Origin of the sequence: Clostridium sp. JS66, assembly GCF_033561535.1 — a bacterium.
Taxonomy (GTDB): Bacteria; Bacillota; Clostridia; order Clostridiales; family Clostridiaceae; genus Clostridium_AM; species Clostridium_AM carboxidivorans.
This window is the reverse complement of the sequence record NZ_CP131467.1, coordinates 1788727-1814778: the sequence shown is the minus strand read 5'-3', so window position 1 is coordinate 1814778 and position 26052 is coordinate 1788727. Positions and strand designations below refer to the sequence as shown.

Here is a 26052-nt window from a genome sequence, read left to right as displayed (position 1 = left end):
GCCAATATAAGGTTTGTTTTCACTTAAAAAGGCGTATTTTAAAATTTGTTAAGCGTTATAAATAACTATATAATCAGTTCATAGATTTTAATTAGTAATTAAAAAATTATTTGAAATATAATTTAGGAGGAATTGTTATGGGAATATTAAAAAAGATTAACAACATGTTTAGAGCAAAGGTTAATGGTGCATTAGATGAGATAGAAAATCCAATTGAACTTTTAGATCAAAAGTTAAGAGATATGGATGAAAGTTTAAACAAAGCTAAAATTTCATCTGCACAAATTTTAGGAAACGTTCATGAAATAGAGAAAAAAATGGATACTGCTAAAAAAACTTCTGAGGAATTTGATGAAAAAGTAAAACTTGCCATGAGCAAAGGTAATGAAGAATTAGCTAAAAAAGCCTTAGCAAAAAAAATTGAGGCTGATAAATCTTACGATTCATTAAAATTGAGTTATGAAGATGCCTTTAAAAAAGGTGAAGCTATCAAGAAAAAATTAAGGGAACTAGAAGAGGAAATTCAAAAGACTAGAACTTATAGAGATGAGGCCGCTGCAAGATATAACAATGCAGAAGCTAGTAAAAAGGTTAATGAAATTTTATCAAATGTAGATACTGGAAGTAATAAAATAAATTTAGATGATATAGAAAGAAAAATTGAGAAAAAAGAAGCTTTGGCAGAGGGATTAAATGATTTAAGAGAAGATAATTCATTGGATAAGGAATTTGAAAAATTAAATGAAGTAAATTTAGATGAAGAATTAAAAAAATATCAAGTAAAATAATTCATAAGGAGCTTTAACTCCTTATGAATATTTAATGTATAAAGTTTGTATTCACAATTTATACATTATATTGTAATATTGAATTAATAGCTATTATTTTATAGAGGGGGTATTCACATGTTTTTAGAGGAACTTAATAAGGAAGAATCTGTTGTATTTGTTAATTTAGTTCAACTTCTAGCTAACGTGGATGAAGTTTTTGCTGAAAATGAAAAAAAGTTAATAGATGATTATATGGATGAGCTTTCATTGACTAATGAAAACGTAAAAAGTTTATCTTTTCAAGAAGCTGTAAGCGAATTAAAAACTTCTACAGACAGAATTAAGAACATAATATATTTTGAATTAGTTGGTCTTGCTATATCAGATGGATCCTATGATTCTAAGGAAATAGAATTTTTAAACAAGCTAGCTTGTGAATTTAACATAAGCAAAGATAAGCAGCAGGATTTTCTAGATTATTTTAAAAAGGTAAAAGATACTTATGAAATAACTTGTGTTGAATACGAAAGTAAAATAGAGTCCTTAAAAAAACTGGCTTTGAGTTTATTGCAATAGAAATTTCATTTTAATCTAAAAAGCTATGAAAGTAAGATTGATATCTTACTTTCATAGCTCAGGCTGTTGATAAACATATTTTGTCAGCAGCTCTTTTAATTTTTTGCCCGATAGGGATTTTTTTGATTCAAAAAGGATTTTCTGTATAAATGTCGAATATATAATATAGATAAAATTAACCCGATAGGGTTTTTACGGAGGTAATATATGCTTACAAATAATTCAGAAAAACAAAATGAATTAGAATTAGTTTATATAGAAAATTTAGTTCCCAAAAACCATATCCTTAGAAAAATAGATAAATATATTGATTTTTCTTTTATAAGAGAACTAATAAAAGATTTATATTGTCACAATAATGGTAGGCCATCAGTAGATCCAGTAGTCTTATTTAAAATGCTTTTTATTGGATATCTATTTGGTATACGTTCAGAACGTCAGCTTGTTAAAGATATTGAAGTTAATGTAGCTTATAGATGGTTTTTGGGATATAATCTTACAGATAAAATTCCAAGTCATTCAACTATAAGTCAAAATAGAATAGCAAGATTTAAAGATACCAATATATATCAAAAGATATTTGATAATATTGTACTTCAAGCTATAAATAAAAAATTAGTAGATGGTAAAATTTTATACACAGATTCAACTCACTTAAAAGCTAACGCTAATAAAAATAAGTTTACTAAAGAAATAATTACTCAGTCAACTAAAGGATATCTTGAACAACTGGAAAAAGATATTGATAAAGATAGAATAGAACATGGAAAAAAACCTTTAAAAAAAAAGAAAAAATAGCTGAAACTAAAGAAATAAAAGTAAGCACTACAGATCCTGAAAGTGGATACATGGTTAGAGAAGGTAAACCGAAAGGTTTCTTCTATTTGGATCATAGAACAGTAGATGGCAAATACAATATAATAACTGATGTCTACGTAACTCCAGGAAATATTAATGATGTAGATCCTTATATTGATAGATTAAAAACACAAATAGAAAAGTTTAATTTTCACACAAAATATGTAGTTGCTGATGCTGGTTATTCAACTAATCCAATTTGTAAAAAACTTTCTGAGAAAAGTTATAAGGCCGTTTTAGGCTTTAGACTAGGACCGCACGTTAAAGGCAAATTTACAAAATATAGATTTCAGTATGTTAAAGATTTAGATGGTTATGTTTGTGAAAATAAGTACCTATTAAAATATAAAACAACCAATAGACAAGGCTATAAAGAATATGTTAGTAATTCAGATAATTGTACAAACTGTAAATATAGAGATAAATGTTTAACTTCAGATAAAGCAAGCTTTAGAACTATTAGACGCCATGTTTGGGAGGACTATAAAGAAGAAGTTTTTAAGTTTACCAAGACAGAAAAAGGAAAAAGTATATATAATAGACGAAAAGAAAAAATTGAGCGTAGCTTTGCAGATTCAAAAAATCTTCATGGTCTACGCTATGCTCGTTTGCGTGGAATCAAAAAAGTTTCTGAACAATGCCTACTTACGGCAGCAGTTCAGAATATGAAAAAGATAGCCAGAGTGCTATCGCACATTTTTTTGATTTTACGAAACAACTATTTACAAATATTTGAAGATGTTGATATTTTCTATAAATACTACCGCATAAATTAGAATCGATAATTTTACCCAGCACTTTTAAAAGTGCTGGGTTCTTGAACAATCTGAGCTATGAAAGTAAGATTGATATCTTACTTTCATAGCTTTTATTTAATGAATTTTTAGCTAACCATAAAATAATTAATTTCAAAGTTAAATCTTAAATTTAGATACAATTTCCTGCAATTTATCAGCACTTTGCTTATTATCCTCAGAAGTAGATTTTATACTTCCAAGCTTTTCATTTATACTAGCTGCCTTGCTAGCTATTTCTGTAACACCTCTAGCACCATCGCTTACAGTGTTAGCTACTTCCCCTATAGCACTAGCTATGCCTGCAATAGATGAACTTAACTCTTCTGCCACAGCGCTAAAATCACTCATGAAATTATTTACTGTTTCTGCATCATTATTATAATCCTCTCCAGTTTTCACCAAATTGCTATAATCCTTCAAAACAGTTTCATTGATAAATTTAAGAAGTTTTGATGAATTACCTGATAAATTTTGTACTGATTCTACAACCTGGCCAACTACATTCTGAATGTTACTAGCTGTTGCTGCAGATTCTTCTGCTAGCTTACCAACCTCATCCGCCACTACAGCAAATCCTTTTCCTGATTCACCTGCTCTAGCTGCCTCTATAGAAGCATTAAGAGCCAATAAATTTGTTTGTTCAGTAATATCAAGTATATCAGCAGACAATAAATTTATCTTTTCAATGGACTTAGAATTTTCAATAGCTTTTTCCAAATCATTTTTTACTGACATATATATTTCATTAGCCTTTTTGTTAGACTCAACTGCAACATTCTTTAATTTTTCAGCTCTTCCAGCAATATCATTGGCATTAGCAGAACCACCTGCAGCTTTTTCAGCCATAGAATGTACTGCATTTCCCATTTCATCTGAAGAAGCTGAAACCTCTTCTACAGTAGCTGCATTTTCCTCCATACCTGCTGAAAGATTTTCACTTTCTTCTGCTGTCTTTTCAGCATAGCTCTTTAACTCAATAGTTAGCTTATCCACTAACTCTGCATTTGAACTTATTACAGCTGAAGCTGATGTTATATTTCCAACCATTTCCCTCAATACTTTTCTCATATTTCCCATAGAACGAGCCATCATTCCTACTTCATCATTATAATTATACAACCTATCAAAACTTTCAATATTCTCTAAATCTAAATTAGCTGTTTTATCTATGAGATTAACAATTTCACCAATAGGCTTAGTAATCCTTAATGAAAATCCATAACCTATTCCTATAGCTATAATTGAAAGCAAAATAGATATAATGATTATAATATTAGTCATGCTTTTAATATCCTTTAATACTTCCGATTTATCACTAGTTGTTACTATAACCCAATTTGTTTCAGGTATAACCTGATATCCTGCTATTTTATCCTCATTTTTGAAATTATATTTAAGTATACTTCCCTTTACAGTTTCCCCTTTATTTAGTTTATCAGCTATAGCTTTTATTTCAGGAGTTTCTGTAGGCTTTCCTATTTTGTCTTTAGTAGGATGATAAATCATATTTCCTTTGTAATCCATTAAAAATGCATAACCAGATGAAAATTCATTTACTTTAGCCTTAGCTAAATACTTTGAAAAACTGCTGCCATACACAGCTGTACCTACATATCCTAAAATTTCGTTATTTAATTTAACTGGATTAGTAAAAACCACTATAGGATTGTTAGTTACTTTTGACATAATTACTTCACTTATTGAATTTTTACCTTCTAAGCTTGGTTTATTATAAGACCTATCATTTGTACTTTTCCCAAGATAATCTTTGTCACTATCTGCAATTATATTTCCTTTAGTATCCACTAAAAAGATATGCTCAAGATTTTTAGTTTCTTTCACATAATCTTGTAGTGCTAAATTCATATCCTGTTGCTGCTTATTAAAATCTTCACTATTTGGAGCATCCTTATTTACCTTAAGTAAATTTCTAACTACATTTTTTTCTGAATAAATTCTAACTGCCAACTTTTCTTTTTCAATTGTTGAACTTATAGTTTCAGCTGAACGGTCACATATTTGTTGTATTTCACTATTAGTTTTGTTTTCTATTATATTGCTAGACCTATTGTTAATAAAAATAGTAGTTACAACCATTAAAACAATAATTATTACTGCAATTAAAAAAGGTATTTTTTTCCTTATAGACATAAAAAACAGCTCCCCCCATAAATAAACCTTATTTACCCCTATTCTCGTACAGTTTGAAAAAATACTTAATATATATGGACAAATTAGTTTACTTTATAAATTATAACAATAATTTCCACATTGCTTTCCAATAGATTGGTAAACAATAATAGAAGGCATTTGCTTTGATTTTACCTTAAATAGCTTACATCCATATGGAAAATTCTTATCCCATGTAATATAATAATATTTGCATTTTCTACACTGTACCATTTCTATAGTCATACATTTCATCTCCATATACATTAAAATCAAAATTTTAAAACTTTCTATTTACATTTTAACTTGGTAATATATATATAATAACAAATATATATAAAAAAAACACAATATTATGGTTTTTTTACTTAAAATATGATAATATGAATACTTGTTACCCTGCTTATAAGTTTATTTGCAGAAAAACTTATAATTTTATGTAACTGTGAAATATTAATGGCATAAAAATCCAAAATATACCAGTATATGTGCCATATTATAAGCTTAAAATATTATTATATAACTTAAAAGGGGGAGGCTATAATGAAAACATTTCAAAGTCTCATTAATGAAACTCTAGAAGCTGAAAACTTAGACGAATTAGAAGCAGCAGCTGATTTATTCCAATTTGGTATTGAAAAAGGATATTATACTAAACAACAAGCAGATGAGTTTAACAATGCCTATTGGAAAGTAAAAAATGTTTACTTAGGCTATGAAGTTGCTAAAGAAGTAAAAGGAAGTAAATTAGATATTATTACTATAGTTTCTAATGCTCCTAACAGCGTAAAAAATGACAAAAGCAAACTTGTTGGCTATGTAAACGAACGTATAAAAGCACTTAAAGGTAAAATTAAAGGAATTTAATATGTTAAATGAAAAAATCCTCAAATTTAAGAGGATTTCTTTCATTTATTTTGCAATTTTCAAGGCTTACAGCAAATTGATTTTTATTAACGTTTTCATAAAATTTTAATTTTCTAATTTTTTAATTTCTTATTTACTTTATAAATTGTCATATTATAATATATTGTGAATAATTAACTTAATTAGTGGAGGTAAATAATGTTACGGGAATTTCTAGATATAATTATTGGTAAGCCATTACCTAATGAACAAAATTCACAAGAAAAATATAATGTTTTCTTTGGACTTGCGGTTATGGCTAGTGATGCTGTTTCTTCAGTGGCTTATGCAGCAGAAGAAATTCTTTATGTGCTTATAGCTGTTATAGGTCTAATGTCCTATAAATGGTTAGGCTGGGTTTCCCTAATGATTGTAGGGTTACTTATTATACTTACTATTTCCTATGTTCAAATCATAAGAGCATATCCTCATGGAGGAGGCGCCTACATAGTTGCAAAAGAAAACATTGGCACAAAATCTGGTTTAGCAGCAGCATCTGCTCTTTTAATTGACTACATACTCACAGTTGCTGTTAGTGCTAGTGCTGGTATTGCTGCAGTAATATCCGCTTTTCCTCAACTCGAACACCATAAAGTATCTATGGTTATAGTTCTTATTATTGTATTAACTATTTTAAATTTAAGAGGAGTAAGCGAATCATCTAAAATTTTTAGTATTCCTACTTATCTATTCATATTCAGTATGATTTTTATGATTGTTTATGGCTTAATAAAATTTTATTTGTATGGAGCTCCTGCACCTATGGTAAATCAGCAAATTAAAGCTTCTGGAGAATTAAGCTTATTTCTAATTTTAAGAGCTTTTTCATCTGGATGTTCTGCTTTAACTGGACTTGAAGCTGTTAGTAATTCAGTTCCAAACTTTAAAGAGCCAAGTCAAAAAAATGCAAAGACTGTTATGGTTTTATTATCTTTATTGATACTATTTATATTTGGTGGCACTTCAATATTAGCAAGATTTTATCATGCCATTCCCGTAGGAAATCCTACTGTAATTGCACAAATTGCTTATGGTGTTTTTGGAAATACACTTATGTTTTACATTGTTCAATTCACCACAGCTATTATATTACTCATGGCATGCAACACTGCTTTTACTGGATTCCCTATGCTAATGTATGTAATTGGAAAAGATGGCTTTGCTCCAAGACAATTTACCATAAAAGGTAAAAGACTAAGCTTTTCCACAGGAATTGTATCTTTATCATTTGTTGCTTGCATACTTGTTTTTATATTTAATGCTACTACCCATAGATTAATTCCTCTTTACTCTGTAGGAGTTTTTCTATCCTTTACTTTAGCACAGACAGGCATGGTAATTCATTGGAAAAATAGCAATGAACCTAATTGGAGGAAGCGTGCTGCAATTAACGGATTTGGTGCTGTAATAACCATTATCACTACTTTTATTATTATTTATGAAAAATTTATTGAAGGTGCTTGGATAGTTATAATCCTTATACCTATAATTGCAATTGTAATGATGAAAATCAAAAGACACTATAACTATGTAGCTGATAACTTAAGAGCTAATGAAGAAGATATTCTAAATGCTGAACTAGGCAAACAATTTGTTCATATTATGATAGTTCCTATAGCAAGTTTAAATAAAGCTACCTTAAAAGCACTACAATATGCAAGAAGTATAACTCCTGATGTAATAGCTATAAATATTTCCACAGATAAAGATCTTTTAGAGAAATTGAAAAAAAAGTGGAGTACTTTAAACACAGATATATTACTTGTTAGTAAATATTCACCTTATAGGGCTGTAGTAACTCCTCTTTTAAGTTTTATAGCGGATATAGTTAAATACTCAGGTGAAAATGAAAAAATAACTGTTCTTTTACCTCAATTTATAACTCCTGAATGGTGGGGACAATTACTTCATAACCATACTAGTTTCTTTTTAAGAGAAACCTTGTTAAAAAATAAAAATGTGGTTATATCATCATATCCTTATCATTTACCTGATGAAGAAGAATAATATTAATTAATAATAAGGGTAATTTGTTTAAAGATAACAAGTTACCTTTATTTATTAAAAGAGGTGTGCTTATGTTTAAATTAATACCTATGGATATAAACCCAAAGGTAAATCTTAATAACAAAATTAAACCCTATTTTTATATAATTAATTTTGCTCAAGATGAAGAAAGCTTGTGCAAAATGGAAATGAAATGTCTTTTCAATAAAGTTCCAGACAAAAAACATTTCTTTTCTTATCACTATATTGCCACATCTAGAAGTCCATTTATAAAAGAATCTATATCCATAATGTATACTGGAAAATCCTTAGAGGATATAATTGATAAAATTACAGTAGATAAACTGGCATATGAAAACTTCAAAGTTTCTTATGTGAATTATGGTGATGAAATCCTTAGTTATGAAAAGAGGCGTAAAATAGAATATGAAATTGGTCAAAATATAACAGGAGAAGCTAAAATGAAAAATCCTGAATTACTCTTTGGTATAACAAGAGTAAATAAAAAATGGATATTCGGCAAATATGAAAAAAATAATCCAGAATGGAAATTTCATAACAGAAAACCATACTCATATTCTAATGCGCTTGATTCAAGAGTTGCAAGGGCAATAGTAAACATTGCTGTATGCAATAAATTAGACTATAAATTAGTTGATCCTTGTTGTGGTATTGGAACTGTTATTATAGAAGCTCTGTCCTTAGGAATTGATACCAAAGGCTGGGAAATAAACCCTATGATTGCTGCAAATGCAAAAAAAAATCTAAACTACTTTTGCTGTGAAAATGTAATTACTACTGGGAATATGCATGATATAAAAGATAACTTTGATGTATCAATTATAGATTTACCTTATGGCTTATTTTCATCAACTACACTTGAAGATCAAGTAGCTATAATAAAAACTGCTCGTAAAATATCAAATAAAATGGTAATTGTTACTTTTGAAAATATGGATAAATATATTCTTTCATCTGGTTTTAATATTATTGATAAATGTTTTGTTGCTAAGGGTAAATTTAAAAGACATATAACTATATGTCAGTAAGTTTAACATAATAAGGAACAATAATAATTTACGTACTTACTTCAATGTGTTATCATTAAAATCAAAGTAATCTAAGTAGTAATGAGCTTCAATTTTAAGCTGCAGCTCATACTATATTATATGAAATATTCTTTAAATAAAAATATCAACAAAAGCAGACTTTTGGTAAAAGGAGTTACTTAAATTATGGAAAAAATATTGTCATTATTAAAGAAAAATAAATTTACTTCCATAGTTGCTATATCATTAGTACTTATTTGTGGGATTATCTACTGTTTTACATCAAACAATGAAAACTATTATGACAAAACTATAGCAAAGATAACATATATAAAAGAAACTCCATCTAAAATCACCAATATAAATGGTGATGTTGAACAAATAACAAAACAGCAAATCAAGTCAATAATTATGAATGGAAAATTTAAAGGGCAAGAAATTGGGCTGGAAAATTTATCTTCCTATTCTGGAGTCAATAATTTAAATTTAAAAGTTGGTGACGAGGTTTTTATATCAACACAGCAAGATGCAAATAATAAAATAATTTCTGCAAAAATACTTGATCTTAAAAGAGATAAATACATTGTATATATTACATCCATATTTATATTTTTAATTTTGCTAGTGGGTGGTTTTAAAGGATTTCGTTCTTTAGCCAGCGTAATTATTAATATTATAATTTTTTGCATTATAGTTAAATTGTTTATACATGGCTATAATCTCATAGTTATTTCCATAGTAGCCAGTTTATTATTTGTCATTTTATCCATATCAATTGTATGCGGAACAAATAAAAAAACTCTTTCTGCTATACTTGGAACAATAGCAGGAACTCTTTTGTCAATGTTAATAGCTGTTTTTGTAATACAGTTAAATCACTGGAGTGGAATTAAATTTGAAGAAATGGAGTTTCTTACTCATCCACCGGAACAAATATTTTATATTGAAATTCTTATAGGTACTTTGGGTTCAATAATGGATATTGCAATTTCTATTTCCTCCTCTATAAAAGAATTATGTGATAAAAACCCAAACATTGAAAGTAAAGTTCTTATTAACTCGGGTAAAGAAATTGGAAAAGATATTATGGGAACCATGACAAATACTTTAGTTTTTGCATATATTAGTGGCAGCATACCGCTTATACTGCTTTTGTTAAAAAACGGTTTTTCAATTTTTTATATTATAAGTATAAATCTTTCCCTTGAATTTGTACGTGCACTTACTGGAAGTATAGGAATCATTTTGAGTATCCCTATTACTATTTACATATCCGTAATACTTTTTAAAAATCATAAGATTGGAGTATTTTAAAGCTATGAATGTATCAATAGTACTATTAATTATATTGTTTGCTTTAATGGTGATAATAGGTGGCAAAAGAGGGATAAAATCATTTTTTACATTAATTTTTAACTTCTCAATTTTGTTTTTTATGCTCATACTCATTGCTGCTAAAATGGATCCAATTAAAATAACTTTTGTGGGATGTATAACTATTACCTATGTCACTTTATTTTATATTAATGGATTAAATAAAAAGACAGTTTCAGCACTTTTTTCAGTTACCTTAGTTATACTTATAACCATGCTTATTACATACGACATAGGAAATAATGCAAAAATACAAGGCTTTGGTGTAGAACAATCAGAAACAATTTCTGCACTATCCCTTTATGTACAATTGAACTTTTCACAAATAGTTATATGCCAAGTTTTAATTGGATTATTAGGCGCAATAATTGATGTATCTATTTCTATATCTTCCTTTATGTATGAACTATATAAACAGGATCCATCAATAAGTAAAGCTGATTTATTGAAATCTGGAATGAATATTGGAAAAGATATTTTGGGAACTATGACAAATACATTACTTTTTGCATATATAGGTGGATTTATGACATTAATTATTTATTTTAACGAACTCCATTATTCAATGTCCTCTATAATAAATGCAAAAGTATTTTGTTCAGAAGTGTTTCAGATATTATGTGGTGGAATAGGCATTATACTCATAATACCTATTACTTCTCTAATTACAGCAAACATATTATATATTAAGTTAAGAGTTAATATATAATTCTTTCTTCACCAGAATATATATTCATTTTATTCCCTCTCACAAACCCCACTAATGTAATATTAAGCTTTTTTGCTAAAGCAACAGATAAGCTAGTTGGCGCAGATTTAGATATAATAACTGGTATTTCAAGTTTGGCTGCTTTTAAAATCATTTCAAGGGATACTCTGCCACTAAGTATTAAAATTTTATCCTTAAAAAAAATTTTCTTTAAAAGCCCTTCTCCTATCACTTTATCTAATGCATTATGACGTGCTACATCCTCTGAAATAATAATTATATATTCCGTATCACTAAGAGCAACACAATGTAACCCTCCTGTTTTTTTAAAGATTTCAGAAAAATCAAGGTTTTTTTTCATAAATTCCAAGACCTTGTTTGCTTTTAAAGTTATTTTACTAACTACTGGTGTGCAATCTATACACTGTAAAAAGTTTTTAAACTCTTTTAAGCTATTATCTTTTAAATTGTCTAATTCAACCTTTTTTGAATAAAAGCTTTTTCTAAAAACATTTTTATCAAAAGTTTCTGCTTCAACTAAAGCTTTCACATCATCTAATTTAAAATATTTTATATCTTCTAAGCTTTCTATAATTCCTTCTGTTCTTAGAAATCCTAAAGTTAACTCTTTAAGTTTTTCAGGACTGCAAAGAAGCGTAGCTATCTTTTTTCCGTTAAGACAAATTGTTAGAGGATACTCACATACTACTAACTCATTAATACAGCTGCTTTCACCATTTTCAATTTTCACAACTTTACATTCTAATAGCTTATCCATAAATCCATCTCCCTTAAAATTTTTTTAATATAGCTGTATTTGACTAATAAAAACAGCTAATTCCGTTCTACTATTTAATTGGAGCTTTTCAAATATTTTTGTAACATAATTTTTAACTGTACCTTCTGATAAAAAAAGAACTTTGCAAATATCCTTATTACTTTTACCTTCAGCTACTAATTTTGCCACATCCATTTCTCTCTTGGTAAGCAAATCTAATTTATATTTTTGTGTTTTATATTTATCAAGATTTTGTTTTTCAGTAGTTATGGACTTGTACGCCTTAACTATCTTTGCTGCTACTTCAGGATTAAGAAGTATATTACCATTATAAGCAGTTTTTATTGCTTTTATTATATCCTCTGAACCAGCATCCTTTAATATATACCCATCTGCTCCATTTTTAATTCCTTTAAATATGTATTCATCTTCAGTAAAAGTAGTTAAAATAATTACTTTTACATCCTTATATTGTTCTTTAACAAGTTTAGTAGCCTCTACCCCATCCATCACAGGCATCCTAACATCCATGAGAATGACATCTGGTATTTGTTTTTCTAAAAATGACATTAATTCTCTTCCATTTTGAGCCTCTCCTATGATATTTATTTCTTCATCCAAGCTTAAAATCATTTTAATTCCTTCTCTTACAATTTCCTGATCATCAACTAGTAATATATTTATCACAACTTGTCACACTCCTATTATATTGGAATATTGGCTTCTATACTAAACCCTGAATTTTTCCCACTAAAATAATTTACTCTTCCATTTAGTAGACCTATTCTATTTTCAATTCCATTTAATCCATTAGACTTTATAATTTTATCACATCGAATTCCATTATTACTTATTATTAAGTTTATGCCTTCACTGCTCTTTACCATATTTATATTAATTTCAGTTGCTTGTCCATGCTTTATGCTATTTGTTAAAGCTTCCCTTATGGTTTTATATATTGAATTTTTAATATTAATATCTACATCATCAACACTCATGTCCCCATTAAAATTAATTTTTACTCCACCAGCTATCTCAAAGTTATCAATAAGATTTTTTATAGATTCATTAAGATGTTCTATTTCTCTTTCTTCCTTAAGAGCATTAACAGCCTTTCGTAAATCATTAACACTATCCTTTGCAATCTTTTCTGATTTTTCCAATACTCCCTTAACCTTATCAGGTTTAGAATCCATAACTTTTTTTGCAAATTCTAAATGCATAGTTAGTGCCATAAGTGAATGTCCTAAAGAATCATGTAATTCTTGAGCAACTCTCCTTCTTTCTTTAGAGATAGTCAAATCTTCAACTTTAAGAGAGTATTCTTGTAGTTTTATATTTGCCAATTTTAATTTCTCATTTAACTGCTTTGTTTCTTCTTTTTCCATTTGAATCATTTTTATAGAATATATTATACTAGCCACAGCAAAATAGCTTATTATTGTTATTCCCATATCTGACATCTTATCTACAGTATTAGGAATTCCTATACTTAAAATAGATACTATAAAAAAGGAAGTTCCATGAATTAAGAAAAAAATTTTTAACAATTTTCCCTTTACTCCCAAAAGTTCGGCTAATGAAAAGAATATATATCCGCTGGCTCCTAAGCCTCTCACAAAATATCTTAGCACTGCTGCTCCACAAATAGTAAAAAATAATGATACATACTTATACTTTGAATTTTTATTTAATATTTTATTTCTTACATAATCATTAATCATTATCACTGTACTAAACAAAAATAATAGTATCATAATTGAAACTTTCTTATTAAATCCGTGATGAATATCAACAAATACAAGCACTAAGAATAAATATTTAAAAACTACTAAAGATTTTCTCAATATGTACATTATTTATACAACCTCGCTTAATTTAATCTAAAAATTCCATTTTGGCTATTTTAAATAGCTAATTATATTTTTTAATTATATTATAGCATTATAGTTAAGTTATGGAATATTTTATATAGAAGATAACACCTCAATTATAAAAACTACCATGAATATATATAAGTTAATATCACACAATAATATCACAGAATTTTAAAAAATAAATTTGGAGGTGCTTTTTATGGAGAAGAATAACAGTATAGGATGTATCGTCTCAGAATGTAAGTTCCATGCACATAATGAGGATTATTGTACTTTAGAAAAAATTCAAGTTACTAAACACGAATATGCTACAACGAACGTTGAAGGTACAGACTGCGGAAGCTTTAAAATAGAATAATTAAACATAAAAAAGATGATGCTGTTGTAGTAATAATGAACACTACAATATATTATTAATGCAACTCCTCATCTTTTTTACTTTAAGCACTTCCTTATTCCCCCATCTTAACCCATTCTAATTTATACAGTAACCATTTTCCCACCATTTACATGTAGAGTTTCACCTGAAACAAAGCTGGAATCTTCAGAAGCTAAAAATACATAAGCTTGAGCTAGCTCCACAGGCTGCCCTGGTCTACCCATTTCCGTATCAGTACCAAATTTGCCAACTTGCTCTGCAGTAAACGAAGATGGAATAAGAGGTGTCCAAATTGGTCCTGGTGCTACAGAATTTACTCTTATATTTCTGCTTGCTAGCGAAAGTGCCATTGATCTAGTAAAAGAAGTTACAGCTCCTTTCGTTGCAGAATAGTCTATCAAAATTTTATCACCTTTATAGGCTGTAATAGAAGATGTATTAATAATTATACTTCCATTTTTCAAGTGAGGCATCACTGCTTTTGTCATATAAAACATTCCAAAAAAATTAGTTCTAAACGTTTTTTCAAGCTGCTCACTTGTAATATCTTCTATACTATTTTGAGGATGCTGCTCTGCTGCATTATTTACAAGTATATCTATCTTTCCAAATTCTTTTATTATATTTTCTACAGCTTTTATGCAAAAACTTTCATCTCCTATATCTCCTGGTATAAGCATACATTTTCTTCCTTTTTCCTGTATTACTTTTTGAGTTTCCTTAGCATCCTCATGTTCATCAAAATACACTATAGCTATGTCTGCACCTTCCTTAGCATATGCAACTGCTACAGCTTTACCAATTCCGCTGTCCCCTCCTGTAATTAATGCAGTTTTATTACTTAATTTATTTGCTCCTTGGTAATTTACATTATCATAAATTGGTTTTGGATTCATAAGTGACTCTAGTCCTGGTTGTTTATCCTGTTTTTGAGGTGGTATTGTTTTTGGAAAATCCATACTTTTATCTTCCTTTCATTTAAAATAATATTTTTTCTCCATATCTAGTATTGCTCATTAAAATCTTTATTATTTACTTAATATATTTACTATATAAGTGTTTTTATGGTAAACTCATTGTAGATGAGAACATTTAAATCTTTAATGATAAATTTTAATATAAAAAAATTTTTAGGGGGACATTTTTTATGAAAAAAACAAAATTATTAATCACTTCAATTGTAATTAGTATAGGTTTATTACTTCCAACATCTGTTTTTGCTAATAATGACACTAATAATGTTAATTCTAATAAACCTAGTGTAACTAGACTAGCTGGTTTAGATAGATATGGAACCTGTAATACCATTGTACAGAATGGATGGTCTCAATCTGATTATGCCATTTTGGTTAACTCTGATATGTTTGCAGATGCTATTACTGCTTCTCCACTAGCTAAAAAACTTAATAATGCACCAATTTTGCTTACTGAAGGTAATTATTTAAATGATTTAACTAAAGACCGTTTGCAAATGTTAGGAGTTAAAACAGTTTACATTATAGGTGGTACTGGTGTTATTTCTAATGATGTAGCAAACTTTCTAGGTTCAATAAATATAACCAGTAAAAGAATTGGAGGAGCAGATAGATATGAAACTTCCATTAAGGTTGCTAAGGAATTAACAGGAGGCAATGCTTCTGGTATGTTTGTTGTTTCAGGCGATACCTTTGAAGACGCTTTAATTACTGCTCCTATGGCTTCTAAACTTCAATATCCTATAATATTAGTATCCAAAAATTACATTCCTGTTTCAGTTAAAAATTATGCAGCAAGTGCTAAAGATAAAGATTTAATATTAGTAGGTGGTTCTGATGTTTTAGGCAGTAACATTTCTAAAGAACTATCAACAACAAAAGTTTATAATCAATCTGATAAATACAGCAGAAATCTAGCATTAATAAATGACTTTAAGGGAATTTTAGATTTAAATAAATTACTTGTAGCCAGCGATTCAACCTTTGCAGATGCTCTTTCAGGTTCAGCACTAGCAGGAAAATCATCAAATCCAATTATACTATTAGGAAATAGTAATATAAATGCTGTTTCAAATTTTATTAGTAAAAATGATGTAAAAAATGTAAATGTATTAGGTGAAAGAGGAGTTATAAGTGATGATGCTGTTAATAGTATTATAGGAACTACTGTTGTTCCAAATTCATATTTAGATTCAATTGCAGATAATACAGATTTAACTGATGCTCAAGTAGATTATTTATTATCACAGCTTCAAGGTGATTGGTACAAACAAATTTATTTAGAAGATAAGAAGGTATCCATACCTTATGATAGCAAAATACTTCACTTTAATACTAAAGCTTCTAGCAAATATCAATTTATTACAGCAAACAAAAATGATGCACAACTAGAAACTATTCAAAAAATCAAAAAAATATCTAAAAACCAATATTTGTTTTATGGCATGAGCGGAACTGATGAGTATGATACCCTGTTTACTATAGACATTGGTAATAATACAATAACTCTTGATTCAGTTGCTCTTATAACTACTAACTCTAAATATTTAAATAATGAAACTTTCATTAAAACAGATTTTGTTAACTCAATAAACAGGGCTGCTTATGTAGGAAAATTTTTAGATGGTGCTAATAACACATATGAATTCAAAGATGATCTTACTGCAGTATGGTCAAACAAAACTTTTAAATATAAAATCAAACCATTAGATAATACTGGTAATTGCTACCTTTTCGAGGAATATGATTCAAATGGCAGCGTAGTAAATAGACTAGTTTCTCAAGATTCAAAAAATGCAAGAATATTCTATATAGCTGTAAAAAATCCTGATAAACATACTGATTTCGATCCTGCATACGTAAAAGGTGCTAAATACCTTGCCTTAACTAAAGCTAACTAAAATTAATATTACAATTAATAAGTTTGTTTTAAAACAAATAATGAGTGTAAATAAAAGCTATGAAATTTAGTTATACAACCTATATTTCATAGCTTTTCAAATTGAAAAAAGTTTTTCTATATATTATACTAATCATAAATTAAAAAAATCATTAAATAATCCACCGTTTTTATTATTAGCTTAAAAGAAAGGAGATAACTTATGAGAAAAAAATACATAACTTATCCTTCCGATATGCCAGTTTCAATATCTCTAGAGAATGTAATAAATTATCCCATGCATTGGCATAATTCCATAGAAATTCTCTATGTCCTTAAGGGTAAACTCAATATCACTATAAGTTCAGATAACTATGAACTCATAGAAAAGGACATAGAAATAATAAATTTAGATGAACCTCACAGTATCGTAAGTAAGGATAAAGATAATAAAGTTTTAGTTTTTCATATAGATTCTTATTTTTTCGAAAAATACTACAGTGATATTGAAAATATGTTTTTCTTCACTAATACTACAGATGACAGAGCTCAGGAAAGTGAAAAATACGATGCTCTAAGAACATTTTTAGCTAAAATAACCTGTGAAGCAGTTCAAAAACAAGATAACTATGATAAAGAAATACAAGTTATCCTCATAGATCTTCTTTACCACCTTATAAACAATTTTCACTATTTGATGTATGAAAATGAAGATTTAAAAGAAAAAGAAGAACAACTAGAAAGATATCATAGAATTTCTAAATACATATTTAATAACTCTAATGACAATATAACACTTCAAGACATAGCAAAAAAGGAGTTTTTAAGTACTGATTATTTATCTCACGGAATAAAAGATGTTACAGGCTCCAGCTTTACAGATTTGTTAAATTCAAATAGAGTTCAAGAAGCTTTAAAACTTCTTTTAGATACAGATAAAACCATATCCGAAATTTCAGAGGAAGTGGGATTTTCTCATACTAGATATTTTAATAAACATTTTAAAGCTCATTATAAATATACTCCTCTTCAATATAGAAAAAAATTTAAAGTTGATGACGAAACCTTTGAAACTCAAAAAAAACTTAAATTTTTTGAGTTAAATGAAAGTCTTCAATATATAACCTATTATTTAGAGGATTATGATAGATTTAATTATGAGGATAAAATAACAAAAATAGATATAAACATGGGTGAAGATATTGGAGAATTTCATAAATCCTTTAAAGATGTGCTAAACGTAGGAGATGCTTTTGATCTTCTTTTAGAAGATAATAAAGACATACTTGAAGTCCTTCAGGAAGAAATAGGCTTTGAATATGCCAGACTTTTAAATGTTTTTAGTCAAGATATGTGCATCTTTCCAGGTTCTAAATTTTACAACTGGAATAGAACCAGTGATGTATTTGAATTTTTAGATACACTTAATATAAAACCTCTTATAGTTTTAGATGATAAAAACTTTTCCACTGAAGAGTTCTTAAAAGCTTTAAAGTCTTTCCTAAACTATTTTGGAGAATTGGATAATTTGGATTTGTATTCTTTTAAATTTCAATTTAGTTCAACTATGTCAGATGTTACCCAACACAAAATAGTAGAACTTTTGTGTAAGGATTATGAGTTAGAAGTATCTGATAAGCCATTTTATGCTAATGATAGTACAGACTATATTTACGATACAACATATATGATGCCATACATTATTAACAGCGTAATAAGAAATATAAATTCCTTGAACTTTTTAAGAGCATTTGATGTTTTAGATAAGCAAGTTAACTTAACTAATGAAGTATTTTTTGGATATCCTGGTCTTATAAATGACAAAGGAATAAAAAAGCCTTCCTATTATGCATATTACTTATTAAACAAGTTAGGGGATACATTAGTTGCTAAAAATGATGGATATATAGTCACAAAGTCTGATAAAGAATATCAAATTTTACTTTATAACCATAATGATGATATAGATAAACTTATTCCATTTAAAAGTTTTTCAAAGCTTAGAGCTGTAAAAAATGCTGTTGCACAAAAACTTTCATTAAATATAGTCAATATACCTTCATCTATAAAAATAACTACTTACGAAATAAATGAAAAATCTGGTTCCTCATATAACTACTGGATTGATATGGGAAAACCTAAAAGATTGAGTAAAGAGGAAAAACAAATTCTTCATAAAGCCTCTTTTCCTACTATACATTTTAAAAACCTGAAAAAAAGTACTGTATTTAATTTACAAATCACTCTAAAAGGCTATGGAGCTTTACTTATCTTGATAAAAGAGGCTTAATAATACCTAAAAATAGGTGTTATTAAGCTATTTTCCTATTTTTTCTATTTTCTCAACACCTCATAATTGTACTTTTCTTCTAAACCTTTAAGTGAATGTAAATTTCCCCCAAAACCATTATAATTTAATTAAAGAGTTAAGTAAGCAAAGATTATTTTTTTAAATGTCATAGCTTACTTTTCTAAAATTTGAGGTGAAATTTATGGAAATTGACAGTAATATTTTTGCAAAAGAAAAAATCAAAACAACCCTTTTTAAATTTGCTGTACCTGCTATATTTGCATTGTTGGTATCGGAACTTTATAACATTGTAGACACAATATATGTAGGTCACTACATAGGAGTTACTTCCCTGGCAGCTATAACCATAGCATTTCCTGTTCAAAAGCTACTTATAGCTCTTGGTCTTTTAATAGCTGTTGGTACTTCAACTTACACTGCTAGAAGCTTAGGTGAAAATAACATTTCAGAATTTAAAAGAATAATAGTTACTTCTTTAACTTTAGTTTTAACTCTCTTAACCTTAGTTTCATTTATTGTTTTTGTATTTAGAAAACCTATTTTTTATACACTAGGAGCTAGTGACATAACCTATGCCTTAGTAAATAAATATGTATCCATAATATTATTAGGTGGCATTTTTCAATCTTTATCAGTAGTAGCCTGTTATATTATGATTTCTCTAAAACAAACTAGAGCTTTATTATATACTAACTTAATTGGTGCTGTTTTGAATATAATAATCAATTATATATTAATAGTTATGCTTGGCTTTGGAATAGAAGGAGCTGCCATATCCACAGTAATTTCTCAAATAATTGCCTTTAGCTTTGCTTTTTATAAATTCAAAAATATTATAAGAGATTTTAATATTGAATTTTCAATGCATTCTATTCATACTTCGATTACCAGAGAAATTTTAACTGGTATAATAACTATTGGATTTTCAACCTTTATCATAGAAATTGAAGATGCTTTAGTTTCTGTAGTATTAAATAACCTTCTTTATTCTCAAGGTGGAGAAGCTGCCATTGTGATAATAGGAGTAATAACTAAAGTTTCAATGTTTTTATTTGTAACAATAATAGGAATAAGCTCTGCAATGCAGCCTATAGTTGCTTATAACTTTGGTGCTAAAAACTATGATAAAGTTAAAAAAGTTTTAATTACTTCAATTAAAACTGTGCTAATAGCTTCCTTTGGTTTTTGGTTGATTTTTATGTTCTTTTCAAATTCTATAATAGGATTTTTCTTAAAAGATTCTACTTTACTTAATGAAACAGTTAAAGCTTTCAGATTATGTATTTCTTTAATACCTCTAACTGGAGTATATTATATGGGAATAAATTATTATCAAGCAATTGGTGAAGCGAAAAAAAGCTTTTTACTTTCAATATATAGGGAAATTATAATATTCATACCTTTAGCTATACTATTTGTTGAACTATTTGGTATAAAAGGTACCTGGATTGCTTATCCTATAACTGATGCCATTGCTGCCTTAACTTCCTTTTACTTCTTAAGTAAAACTTTGAGAGAAGACTTCAACGAATTAGAAATAAGCCGCAAACTTAAAGTAAAAACTCATATGTAAAAAAACAGCTTCCACTTTACTTAAAATAGTGGAAGCTATTTTTTTATAAGTTATATTTAATGTATAGAATCCATGAACTTCACTGGATTAATTATATATAGACCTTCTGAAGTAGTTGTCTTGGTTTCTATTAATTTATCTATTATTTGATCAAATGTTAAATTTGGATTAACCTGCCATGCTAAAGCTGCAAGTCCTGTAACATAAGGAATAGCCCAGCTAAAGCCTCCTTCACCCCAATAAACATAATCGTTATCTGAACTGTTGCCAGCAGTAGTCCTAAAATCTCCTGGAACAATTATGCTAGACTTATCTATCCTATACTGTTTCAAGTAATTACTAATCTCATAATTTGAAGGATTATTTCTATCTTTTGAAGCATTACATCCTCCCCATCTAAACTTTTTTTCTCCTAGTAAATTAGAGTATACCACTGTTAAACCTTCTGAATTTGCTTTCTTTATAGTTTCTTGCCATTTACTATAATATTTATCTTTCTTCTCTACCCCATCAGATATTGATACAATTCTTATTTTTTCATTCTTAGGAAGTGATTTATTAATATCAATAATTTTATCTATAGCTTCCATATAATATTCTTGCCTATCTCTTGAATCTGGAGTCGCAAAGTAATATAGTTTTGCTCCACTTGCTACTCCACAAGTTTTTCCTGCTAAAATAGATGCACAAGCCAATCCATGAAAATGAGGATTGGTTTGATCACCTATTTTAATATAGGTCATCTTATCTTTAAATTCATTATGGGTCGATCTTATCGGTTTATCTATAACTGCCACACTAATTCCTTTTCCAGTAATACCTTTTTCATGAATTTTACTTAAATTAAGCCCTGGATCTTTACCTATGTCAAACCATTTATCTGGATCATACCCTTGTGGAAGTTTACTTTTTTCTGGCCACTTTGTTGATTTATCAAAGCCTATGTTTGAAATTACTTCTAAAGAAACTTTAGACAAATCCTTTTTAGATACATCCTTTCCTTGAAATCCATATATTCTCTCAAGCTCTGAATGATGTTTTTTCAAAACCTTATCTGTCACTATATCTGGAAGTTTCGAAGGATTAATTCCCCAGTTTTTAGGATCTCCCCTCTCTATAGCCTTCTTCACAAAAATACCCCCACCGATCAAAGTTAAAATTACAATCGTAATCGTAACAATTAAAATTTTTTTCTTCATTTTTGCATCTTCTCCTTTACTATAAATTTAAGAACTACAATATATTTAGGAATGATTATATAATGCAGTGTTCTGTCGCTTTCGAAGCTTTTGCTTTCCTTGCAAAAATTGTGTCATTTTTCAAATCAAATTAGGTAAATACAATTTTGAATTACTAAACTTATCTATGACAATACAATTAAATGTGTAGACTCGAAGTTATTAGTTTGGATTCTAACTTTTAGGTAGTGATATATGCTAAGTGTGTCATCACATTAGCTAAATTGTTTTAGTATTATTCTTAGCTCAAAATTTTTGAAAGCCTTAGAACCTTAGTCCTGTTTGAGGAAACCGAGTTTGACAAAGTTCTTAGGCTTTCAAAAATTTCGAGCTTTATTTTAAATTGGAAACTCCTCTCCTCAGAGGAGTAAGCGATTCGCACAAAATCGTAGATTTTGGCTCTCTGCTTAATACATTTAGCTGTGATGACACACTTAGCATATATCACGGACTAAAAGTTAAAATCCAAACTTCCACTGCACCCTTGTGTCACATTATTTTTATGCTACGATTTAACCTTTTTCAACACATAATAGCTTGGTCTTCTGCATCCAAAAGCATAGTCTCCACTTTTCCACTGAAAAAACATATAGGTTTCCCCATCAATATCTTTTATAAGATATTCACTTGAAAGCTTGTCTGCTTTATTTATAATAATACCCTTGGTCCATGATAGCCACTTTTTATCTGTTGTTCCATTTTCAAAAAACTTAAGCTCTTTAATATATATTTGTTTATTATTGTATTCCTTATATTTTTTAAAATCTGATATATATCCAACAAAATCTACACACTTCCAGCTGCCAATAATCTTAGAATCATATTCATATGGATAATCAACATTGTCCATTATTATATTTCTACCCAATTCATCTACTACATATTTAGAAGTTATATTACTATTAACATTGCCTAAAAATACATTATTTATTTTTGCTTCCGTAAGCATAGTAGCTCCAAAAACTAATAAAATAAACACTGAAATTATAAATATCTTAGGTGAAGTTCTTTTAAATTGTTTTATCACATTAATTCTTCTAACCATATCTTCAGCATTTACTGAAATACCCACTGCCATATTCAATTTTCTTTTTGTATTAAATTTAGAATATTTAATAAGATTTAACATGGTATATCCATATTCCTTTAGCTTGTCATTCTCCACATAACAAAGTGCTAGAGAATCACAGCATAATTCCATGTCCTTTTTCATCTTTTTTATAAAGCACCATATAAGTGGATTAAACCAATAAACTACATTAACTATTCTAATAATATAATTAGTCAAAATGTCTTTTCTTTTATGATGTGAAAGCTCATGAAGAAATATATTTCTGATATCATTATCATTCATGTATTCAATTATATTTTCTGGTATTAATATTTTAGGATTAAAAAGCCCAAAAATTGCTGGACTTTTTATATTTTCTCCTTTAACAACATCTATTTTAATTTTTATTTTCATGTCTTTTTTACACTTTTCTAAAATTCCTATAACTCTATCATCTGCTAATTGATTGCATCTACTAATCTCATTCAAACATATTTTATATGACATAATCATATAAAACACTCCTAAAATAACACCTGCAATCCATATTATAAATGTGAATTGTATAGTTGATATCGATGATCGATTTCCAATAATGCCTGGATTTAGATACCAATACTCTTTGTTTCCTTGAACGCTTCTCAATGCTTTCTCATCTGGATTTTCAGTGAGATACTGATCATAATCGAATTTATCTACTGCAGATACCACCGGTGGTCTATTGAAAAAAATCGGTGTTATATTAAATATACTAAATGAACTTTGAGGCAGCATAGGTATGATTAATCTTATTAAAATAAAAAGTCCCACTATATATTGAATTTGCAGTCTCAATTTTTGTTTTAAAAGCTTTACTATAAAAAAAGTAAATAAAATCAATACACTAGCTGAAAATGACAAGTATAATACCCATTTATATAAAACCATTAAATGAAACATAATCTCTACTTCCTATCATCTAATATACGTTTCAAGTCATCTATATCCTCTTCTGTCAATTTATTGTCCTCAATAAAATTCAATAACATATTTTTAGCAGCACCATTATATACTCTTTGTATAAAAGATTTACTTTCTTCCTTTATACATTCCTTCTCATTGACCAAAGGATAATAATAATATGTTCTGCCTTCTTCATTAAAACTTATAGCATTCTTTTTTAAAAGTCTACTTATAAGTGATTTAACTGTTTTAGGTTTCCATTCAGTGCTGCCTTCTAAATATTTTATTATTTCATTTGCAGTACAAGGGTTTTTGTTCCATATAATCTTCATTACTTCCCATTCTGCTTCAGATATTTTAGGTATACTACTCATATTTTAATCCTCCTATTAATTACAATCGTAATCTATATTATTATACTACAATCGTAATCAACTATTGTCAATATTATTTCAATCTATAATATTAATTAGTATGGCATTGATATGAAAATTATACTATATTGTATAAAACAATCTTTATCAAAATATTTATTTACAAAAAAAGTTTAATACCGAAAAATTTAATTTCAGTATTAAACCTATACTTAGCTATTTTAAGATTTACTTCATATAACTAAGGATTACCAAACATTCTATTTTTACAATACCCATAACTAAACCATTGACAGCTTCCACAAATCTCCTGAAATTTTTCATAACTTAAATTTTCTCTTATACTATTTAAAATATCTTTATACAAATAAGTCCTGTTTACTATAAGGTTAAGCTCATTTAACACTTTAAAATCCAATTCAAAAACTTTTTCCTGACTTTTGCAAGTGTCATCCTTCAATTTATGTGGACATTTGACACAAATATCATCTACCATCATTACAATTTTTACATACATGTTATCACTTAAATTATTCACTACTCTGTCCATATTTTTAGTAAATTCAAAACTATATCCATTACCTTCATATCCTTGAATGCACAACAAATGATGAGCTCTTAAAACTAACATTTTATTAATTTCGCCCCTAGGAGTGCTTGTTTAACTTTGACTCCAACTAGATATGCAGCTATAATTTTAGCAGTATCTAAAAGCACATAAGGAGCTGCTCCTACCATAATAGATTTTTGTAATGACATTTTTGTTACGAATGAAAGCTGAATTACACCAAAAGTATAGCAAATTAGTAATGATATGAACAAACCTAAAATTGTTACCATAATATTATGCCTTTTTTCTGTTACCTTACCTATTACAAAAGCTATAATAGGATAACTAATCAAAAAACCTCCTGTGGGGCCAAGTATAGAACTTATTCCTCCGTGAAAACTTGCAAATACAGGCACTCCAACAGCACCAAGTAGAATATAAACAAGTTGAGACATAAATGAAAGTCTGCTGCCTAAAATTATTGCTGATAAATATACTGCTAATATTTGAAGAGTAATTGGCACTGGACTAAAAGGCAGAGCTATAGATATTTGTGCTAATATTGATGTTATGGCTGCAAATATTGCTATTAGTATCATTTCTTTAGTTGATAACTTTAATTTCATACTTCATCCTCCTAATCAATCTTTGTCAACTTAATTTCTTAATAAAGTTAACAATTAAATTATAGATAATTACTATTTATTTGTCAAACATTATATCTCCAATTTTAATTAACAATTAAAGTAGAATTATTTGTATAAAAATTTAATCATTAAACATATCAGTAATTCTATATAAAAAAGTTAATAATAATTTTCATACAATTAATATACAAATTAATATTTTATAGTAAAATATTATATGAGTTTTATATTTAAATTTAAACATTTAACTATGCAGCAAAACTG

23 protein-coding genes are annotated in these 26052 nt (G+C 28.0%); 12 read left to right on the top strand and 11 right to left on the bottom strand.

All coding sequences use genetic code 11. The features are described from left to right. Positions 1 to 137: 137 nt before the first annotated feature. The 3 genes from Q6H37_RS08570 (at position 138) to Q6H37_RS08560 (ending at position 2980) form a co-directional block, all read left to right on the top strand. Positions 138 to 788, top strand: coding sequence for a PspA/IM30 family protein (locus Q6H37_RS08570; RefSeq protein ID WP_318740942.1), 651 nt, complete (start codon positions 138 to 140; stop codon positions 786 to 788). Between the two features lie 117 nt (positions 789 to 905). Then, positions 906 to 1346: a hypothetical protein gene (locus tag Q6H37_RS08565; RefSeq protein ID WP_318740941.1), complete on the top strand. Its 441-nt coding sequence runs from the start codon at positions 906 to 908 to the stop codon at positions 1344 to 1346. A gap of 207 nt (positions 1347 to 1553) precedes the next feature. Continuing rightward, positions 1554 to 2980, top strand: a protein-coding gene (locus Q6H37_RS08560) for an IS1182 family transposase (protein ID WP_412523864.1) whose coding sequence is annotated in 2 segments (ribosomal slippage) — positions 1554 to 2142 and positions 2142 to 2980 — 1428 coding nt in all. Because the reading frame shifts where the segments join, the coding sequence is not laid out codon by codon here. A gap of 138 nt (positions 2981 to 3118) precedes the next feature. On the opposite strand, the gene Q6H37_RS08555 is transcribed toward Q6H37_RS08560, so the two are convergent. Next, positions 3119 to 5152: a methyl-accepting chemotaxis protein gene (locus Q6H37_RS08555; RefSeq protein WP_318740939.1), complete on the bottom strand. Its 2034-nt coding sequence runs from the start codon at positions 5150 to 5152 to the stop codon at positions 3119 to 3121. 93 nt (positions 5153 to 5245) lie between these two features. Next, positions 5246 to 5416: a uracil-DNA glycosylase gene (locus Q6H37_RS08550; protein ID WP_318740937.1), complete on the bottom strand. Its 171-nt coding sequence runs from the start codon at positions 5414 to 5416 to the stop codon at positions 5246 to 5248. Between the two features lie 297 nt (positions 5417 to 5713). On the opposite strand from Q6H37_RS08550, the gene Q6H37_RS08545 reads away from it, so the two are divergent. From Q6H37_RS08545 to Q6H37_RS08525, 5 genes are all read left to right on the top strand, one after another. Further along, positions 5714 to 6037: a hypothetical protein gene (locus tag Q6H37_RS08545; RefSeq protein ID WP_318740935.1), complete on the top strand. Its 324-nt coding sequence runs from the start codon at positions 5714 to 5716 to the stop codon at positions 6035 to 6037. Between the two features lie 198 nt (positions 6038 to 6235). Next, positions 6236 to 8083 carry an APC family permease gene (locus tag Q6H37_RS08540; RefSeq protein WP_318740933.1) on the top strand — a complete coding sequence of 616 codons (1848 nt, stop codon included), beginning with the start codon at positions 6236 to 6238 and terminating at the stop codon, positions 8081 to 8083. Between the two features lie 71 nt (positions 8084 to 8154). After that, complete coding sequence (locus Q6H37_RS08535) at positions 8155 to 9132, top strand: RNA methyltransferase (RefSeq protein WP_318740931.1); 978 nt, start codon at positions 8155 to 8157, stop codon at positions 9130 to 9132. Positions 9133 to 9318: 186 nt separating this feature from the next. Continuing rightward, positions 9319 to 10446: a YibE/F family protein gene (locus Q6H37_RS08530; protein ID WP_318740929.1), complete on the top strand. Its 1128-nt coding sequence runs from the start codon at positions 9319 to 9321 to the stop codon at positions 10444 to 10446. A 4-nt stretch (positions 10447 to 10450) separates the two neighbouring features. Next, the gene (locus Q6H37_RS08525) at positions 10451 to 11215 is read left to right on the top strand and encodes a YibE/F family protein (RefSeq protein ID WP_318740927.1); all 765 of its coding nucleotides are present in this window, start codon (positions 10451 to 10453) and stop codon (positions 11213 to 11215) included. On the opposite strand, the gene fdhD is transcribed toward Q6H37_RS08525, so the two are convergent. The 3 genes from fdhD to Q6H37_RS08510 are packed head-to-tail and all read right to left on the bottom strand — an operon-like array spanning position 11205 to position 13849. Next, positions 11205 to 11993, bottom strand: a complete 789-nt coding sequence (gene fdhD / locus Q6H37_RS08520) for a formate dehydrogenase accessory sulfurtransferase FdhD (protein WP_318740925.1) — start codon at positions 11991 to 11993, stop codon at positions 11205 to 11207. The genes Q6H37_RS08525 and fdhD overlap by 11 nt on opposite strands. Before the next feature lie 24 nt (positions 11994 to 12017). After that, positions 12018 to 12680: a response regulator transcription factor gene (locus Q6H37_RS08515; protein ID WP_318740923.1), complete on the bottom strand. Its 663-nt coding sequence runs from the start codon at positions 12678 to 12680 to the stop codon at positions 12018 to 12020. Between the two features lie 17 nt (positions 12681 to 12697). Then, complete coding sequence (locus Q6H37_RS08510; protein WP_318740921.1) at positions 12698 to 13849, bottom strand: sensor histidine kinase; 1152 nt, start codon at positions 13847 to 13849, stop codon at positions 12698 to 12700. A 220-nt stretch (positions 13850 to 14069) separates the two neighbouring features. Between Q6H37_RS08510 and Q6H37_RS08505 the strand changes: the two genes are divergently transcribed. After that, positions 14070 to 14228 carry a DUF1540 domain-containing protein gene (locus Q6H37_RS08505; protein ID WP_318740919.1) on the top strand — a complete coding sequence of 53 codons (159 nt, stop codon included), beginning with the start codon at positions 14070 to 14072 and terminating at the stop codon, positions 14226 to 14228. A 122-nt stretch (positions 14229 to 14350) separates the two neighbouring features. Here the strand turns inward: Q6H37_RS08505 and Q6H37_RS08500 are convergent, their stop codons facing one another. After that, positions 14351 to 15208, bottom strand: a complete 858-nt coding sequence (locus Q6H37_RS08500; protein ID WP_318740917.1) for an SDR family oxidoreductase — start codon at positions 15206 to 15208, stop codon at positions 14351 to 14353. Between the two features lie 188 nt (positions 15209 to 15396). Here Q6H37_RS08500 and Q6H37_RS08495 point away from each other — a divergent pair, with 188 nt between their 5' ends. The 3 genes from Q6H37_RS08495 (at position 15397) to Q6H37_RS08485 (ending at position 20986) form a co-directional block, all read left to right on the top strand. Beyond that, positions 15397 to 17124 (top strand): cell wall-binding repeat-containing protein, encoded by a 1728-nt coding sequence (locus Q6H37_RS08495; RefSeq protein ID WP_318740915.1) that lies wholly within the window; start codon positions 15397 to 15399, stop codon positions 17122 to 17124. Between the two features lie 201 nt (positions 17125 to 17325). Then, entirely contained in the window at positions 17326 to 19392 is a 2067-nt protein-coding gene (locus Q6H37_RS08490; protein ID WP_318740913.1) for a helix-turn-helix domain-containing protein, read from the top strand. A 202-nt stretch (positions 19393 to 19594) separates the two neighbouring features. Next, positions 19595 to 20986 carry an MATE family efflux transporter gene (locus Q6H37_RS08485; RefSeq protein ID WP_318740911.1) on the top strand — a complete coding sequence of 464 codons (1392 nt, stop codon included), beginning with the start codon at positions 19595 to 19597 and terminating at the stop codon, positions 20984 to 20986. A 56-nt stretch (positions 20987 to 21042) separates the two neighbouring features. Here the strand turns inward: Q6H37_RS08485 and Q6H37_RS08480 are convergent, their stop codons facing one another. From Q6H37_RS08480 to Q6H37_RS08460, 5 genes are all read right to left on the bottom strand, one after another. Continuing rightward, entirely contained in the window at positions 21043 to 22185 is a 1143-nt protein-coding gene (locus Q6H37_RS08480; protein WP_318740910.1) for a S8 family peptidase, read from the bottom strand. A 544-nt stretch (positions 22186 to 22729) separates the two neighbouring features. After that, entirely contained in the window at positions 22730 to 24214 is a 1485-nt protein-coding gene (locus tag Q6H37_RS08475) for a M56 family metallopeptidase (protein WP_318740908.1), read from the bottom strand. Positions 24215 to 24219: 5 nt separating this feature from the next. Beyond that, complete coding sequence (locus Q6H37_RS08470) at positions 24220 to 24591, bottom strand: BlaI/MecI/CopY family transcriptional regulator (RefSeq protein WP_318740906.1); 372 nt, start codon at positions 24589 to 24591, stop codon at positions 24220 to 24222. 241 nt (positions 24592 to 24832) lie between these two features. Beyond that, complete coding sequence (locus Q6H37_RS08465; RefSeq protein WP_318740904.1) at positions 24833 to 25222, bottom strand: DUF1284 domain-containing protein; 390 nt, start codon at positions 25220 to 25222, stop codon at positions 24833 to 24835. Beyond that, positions 25216 to 25767 carry a biotin transporter BioY gene (locus tag Q6H37_RS08460; RefSeq protein WP_318740901.1) on the bottom strand — a complete coding sequence of 184 codons (552 nt, stop codon included), beginning with the start codon at positions 25765 to 25767 and terminating at the stop codon, positions 25216 to 25218. The genes Q6H37_RS08465 and Q6H37_RS08460 overlap by 7 nt, the downstream gene beginning before the upstream one ends. Positions 25768 to 26052: the final 285 nt, after the last annotated feature.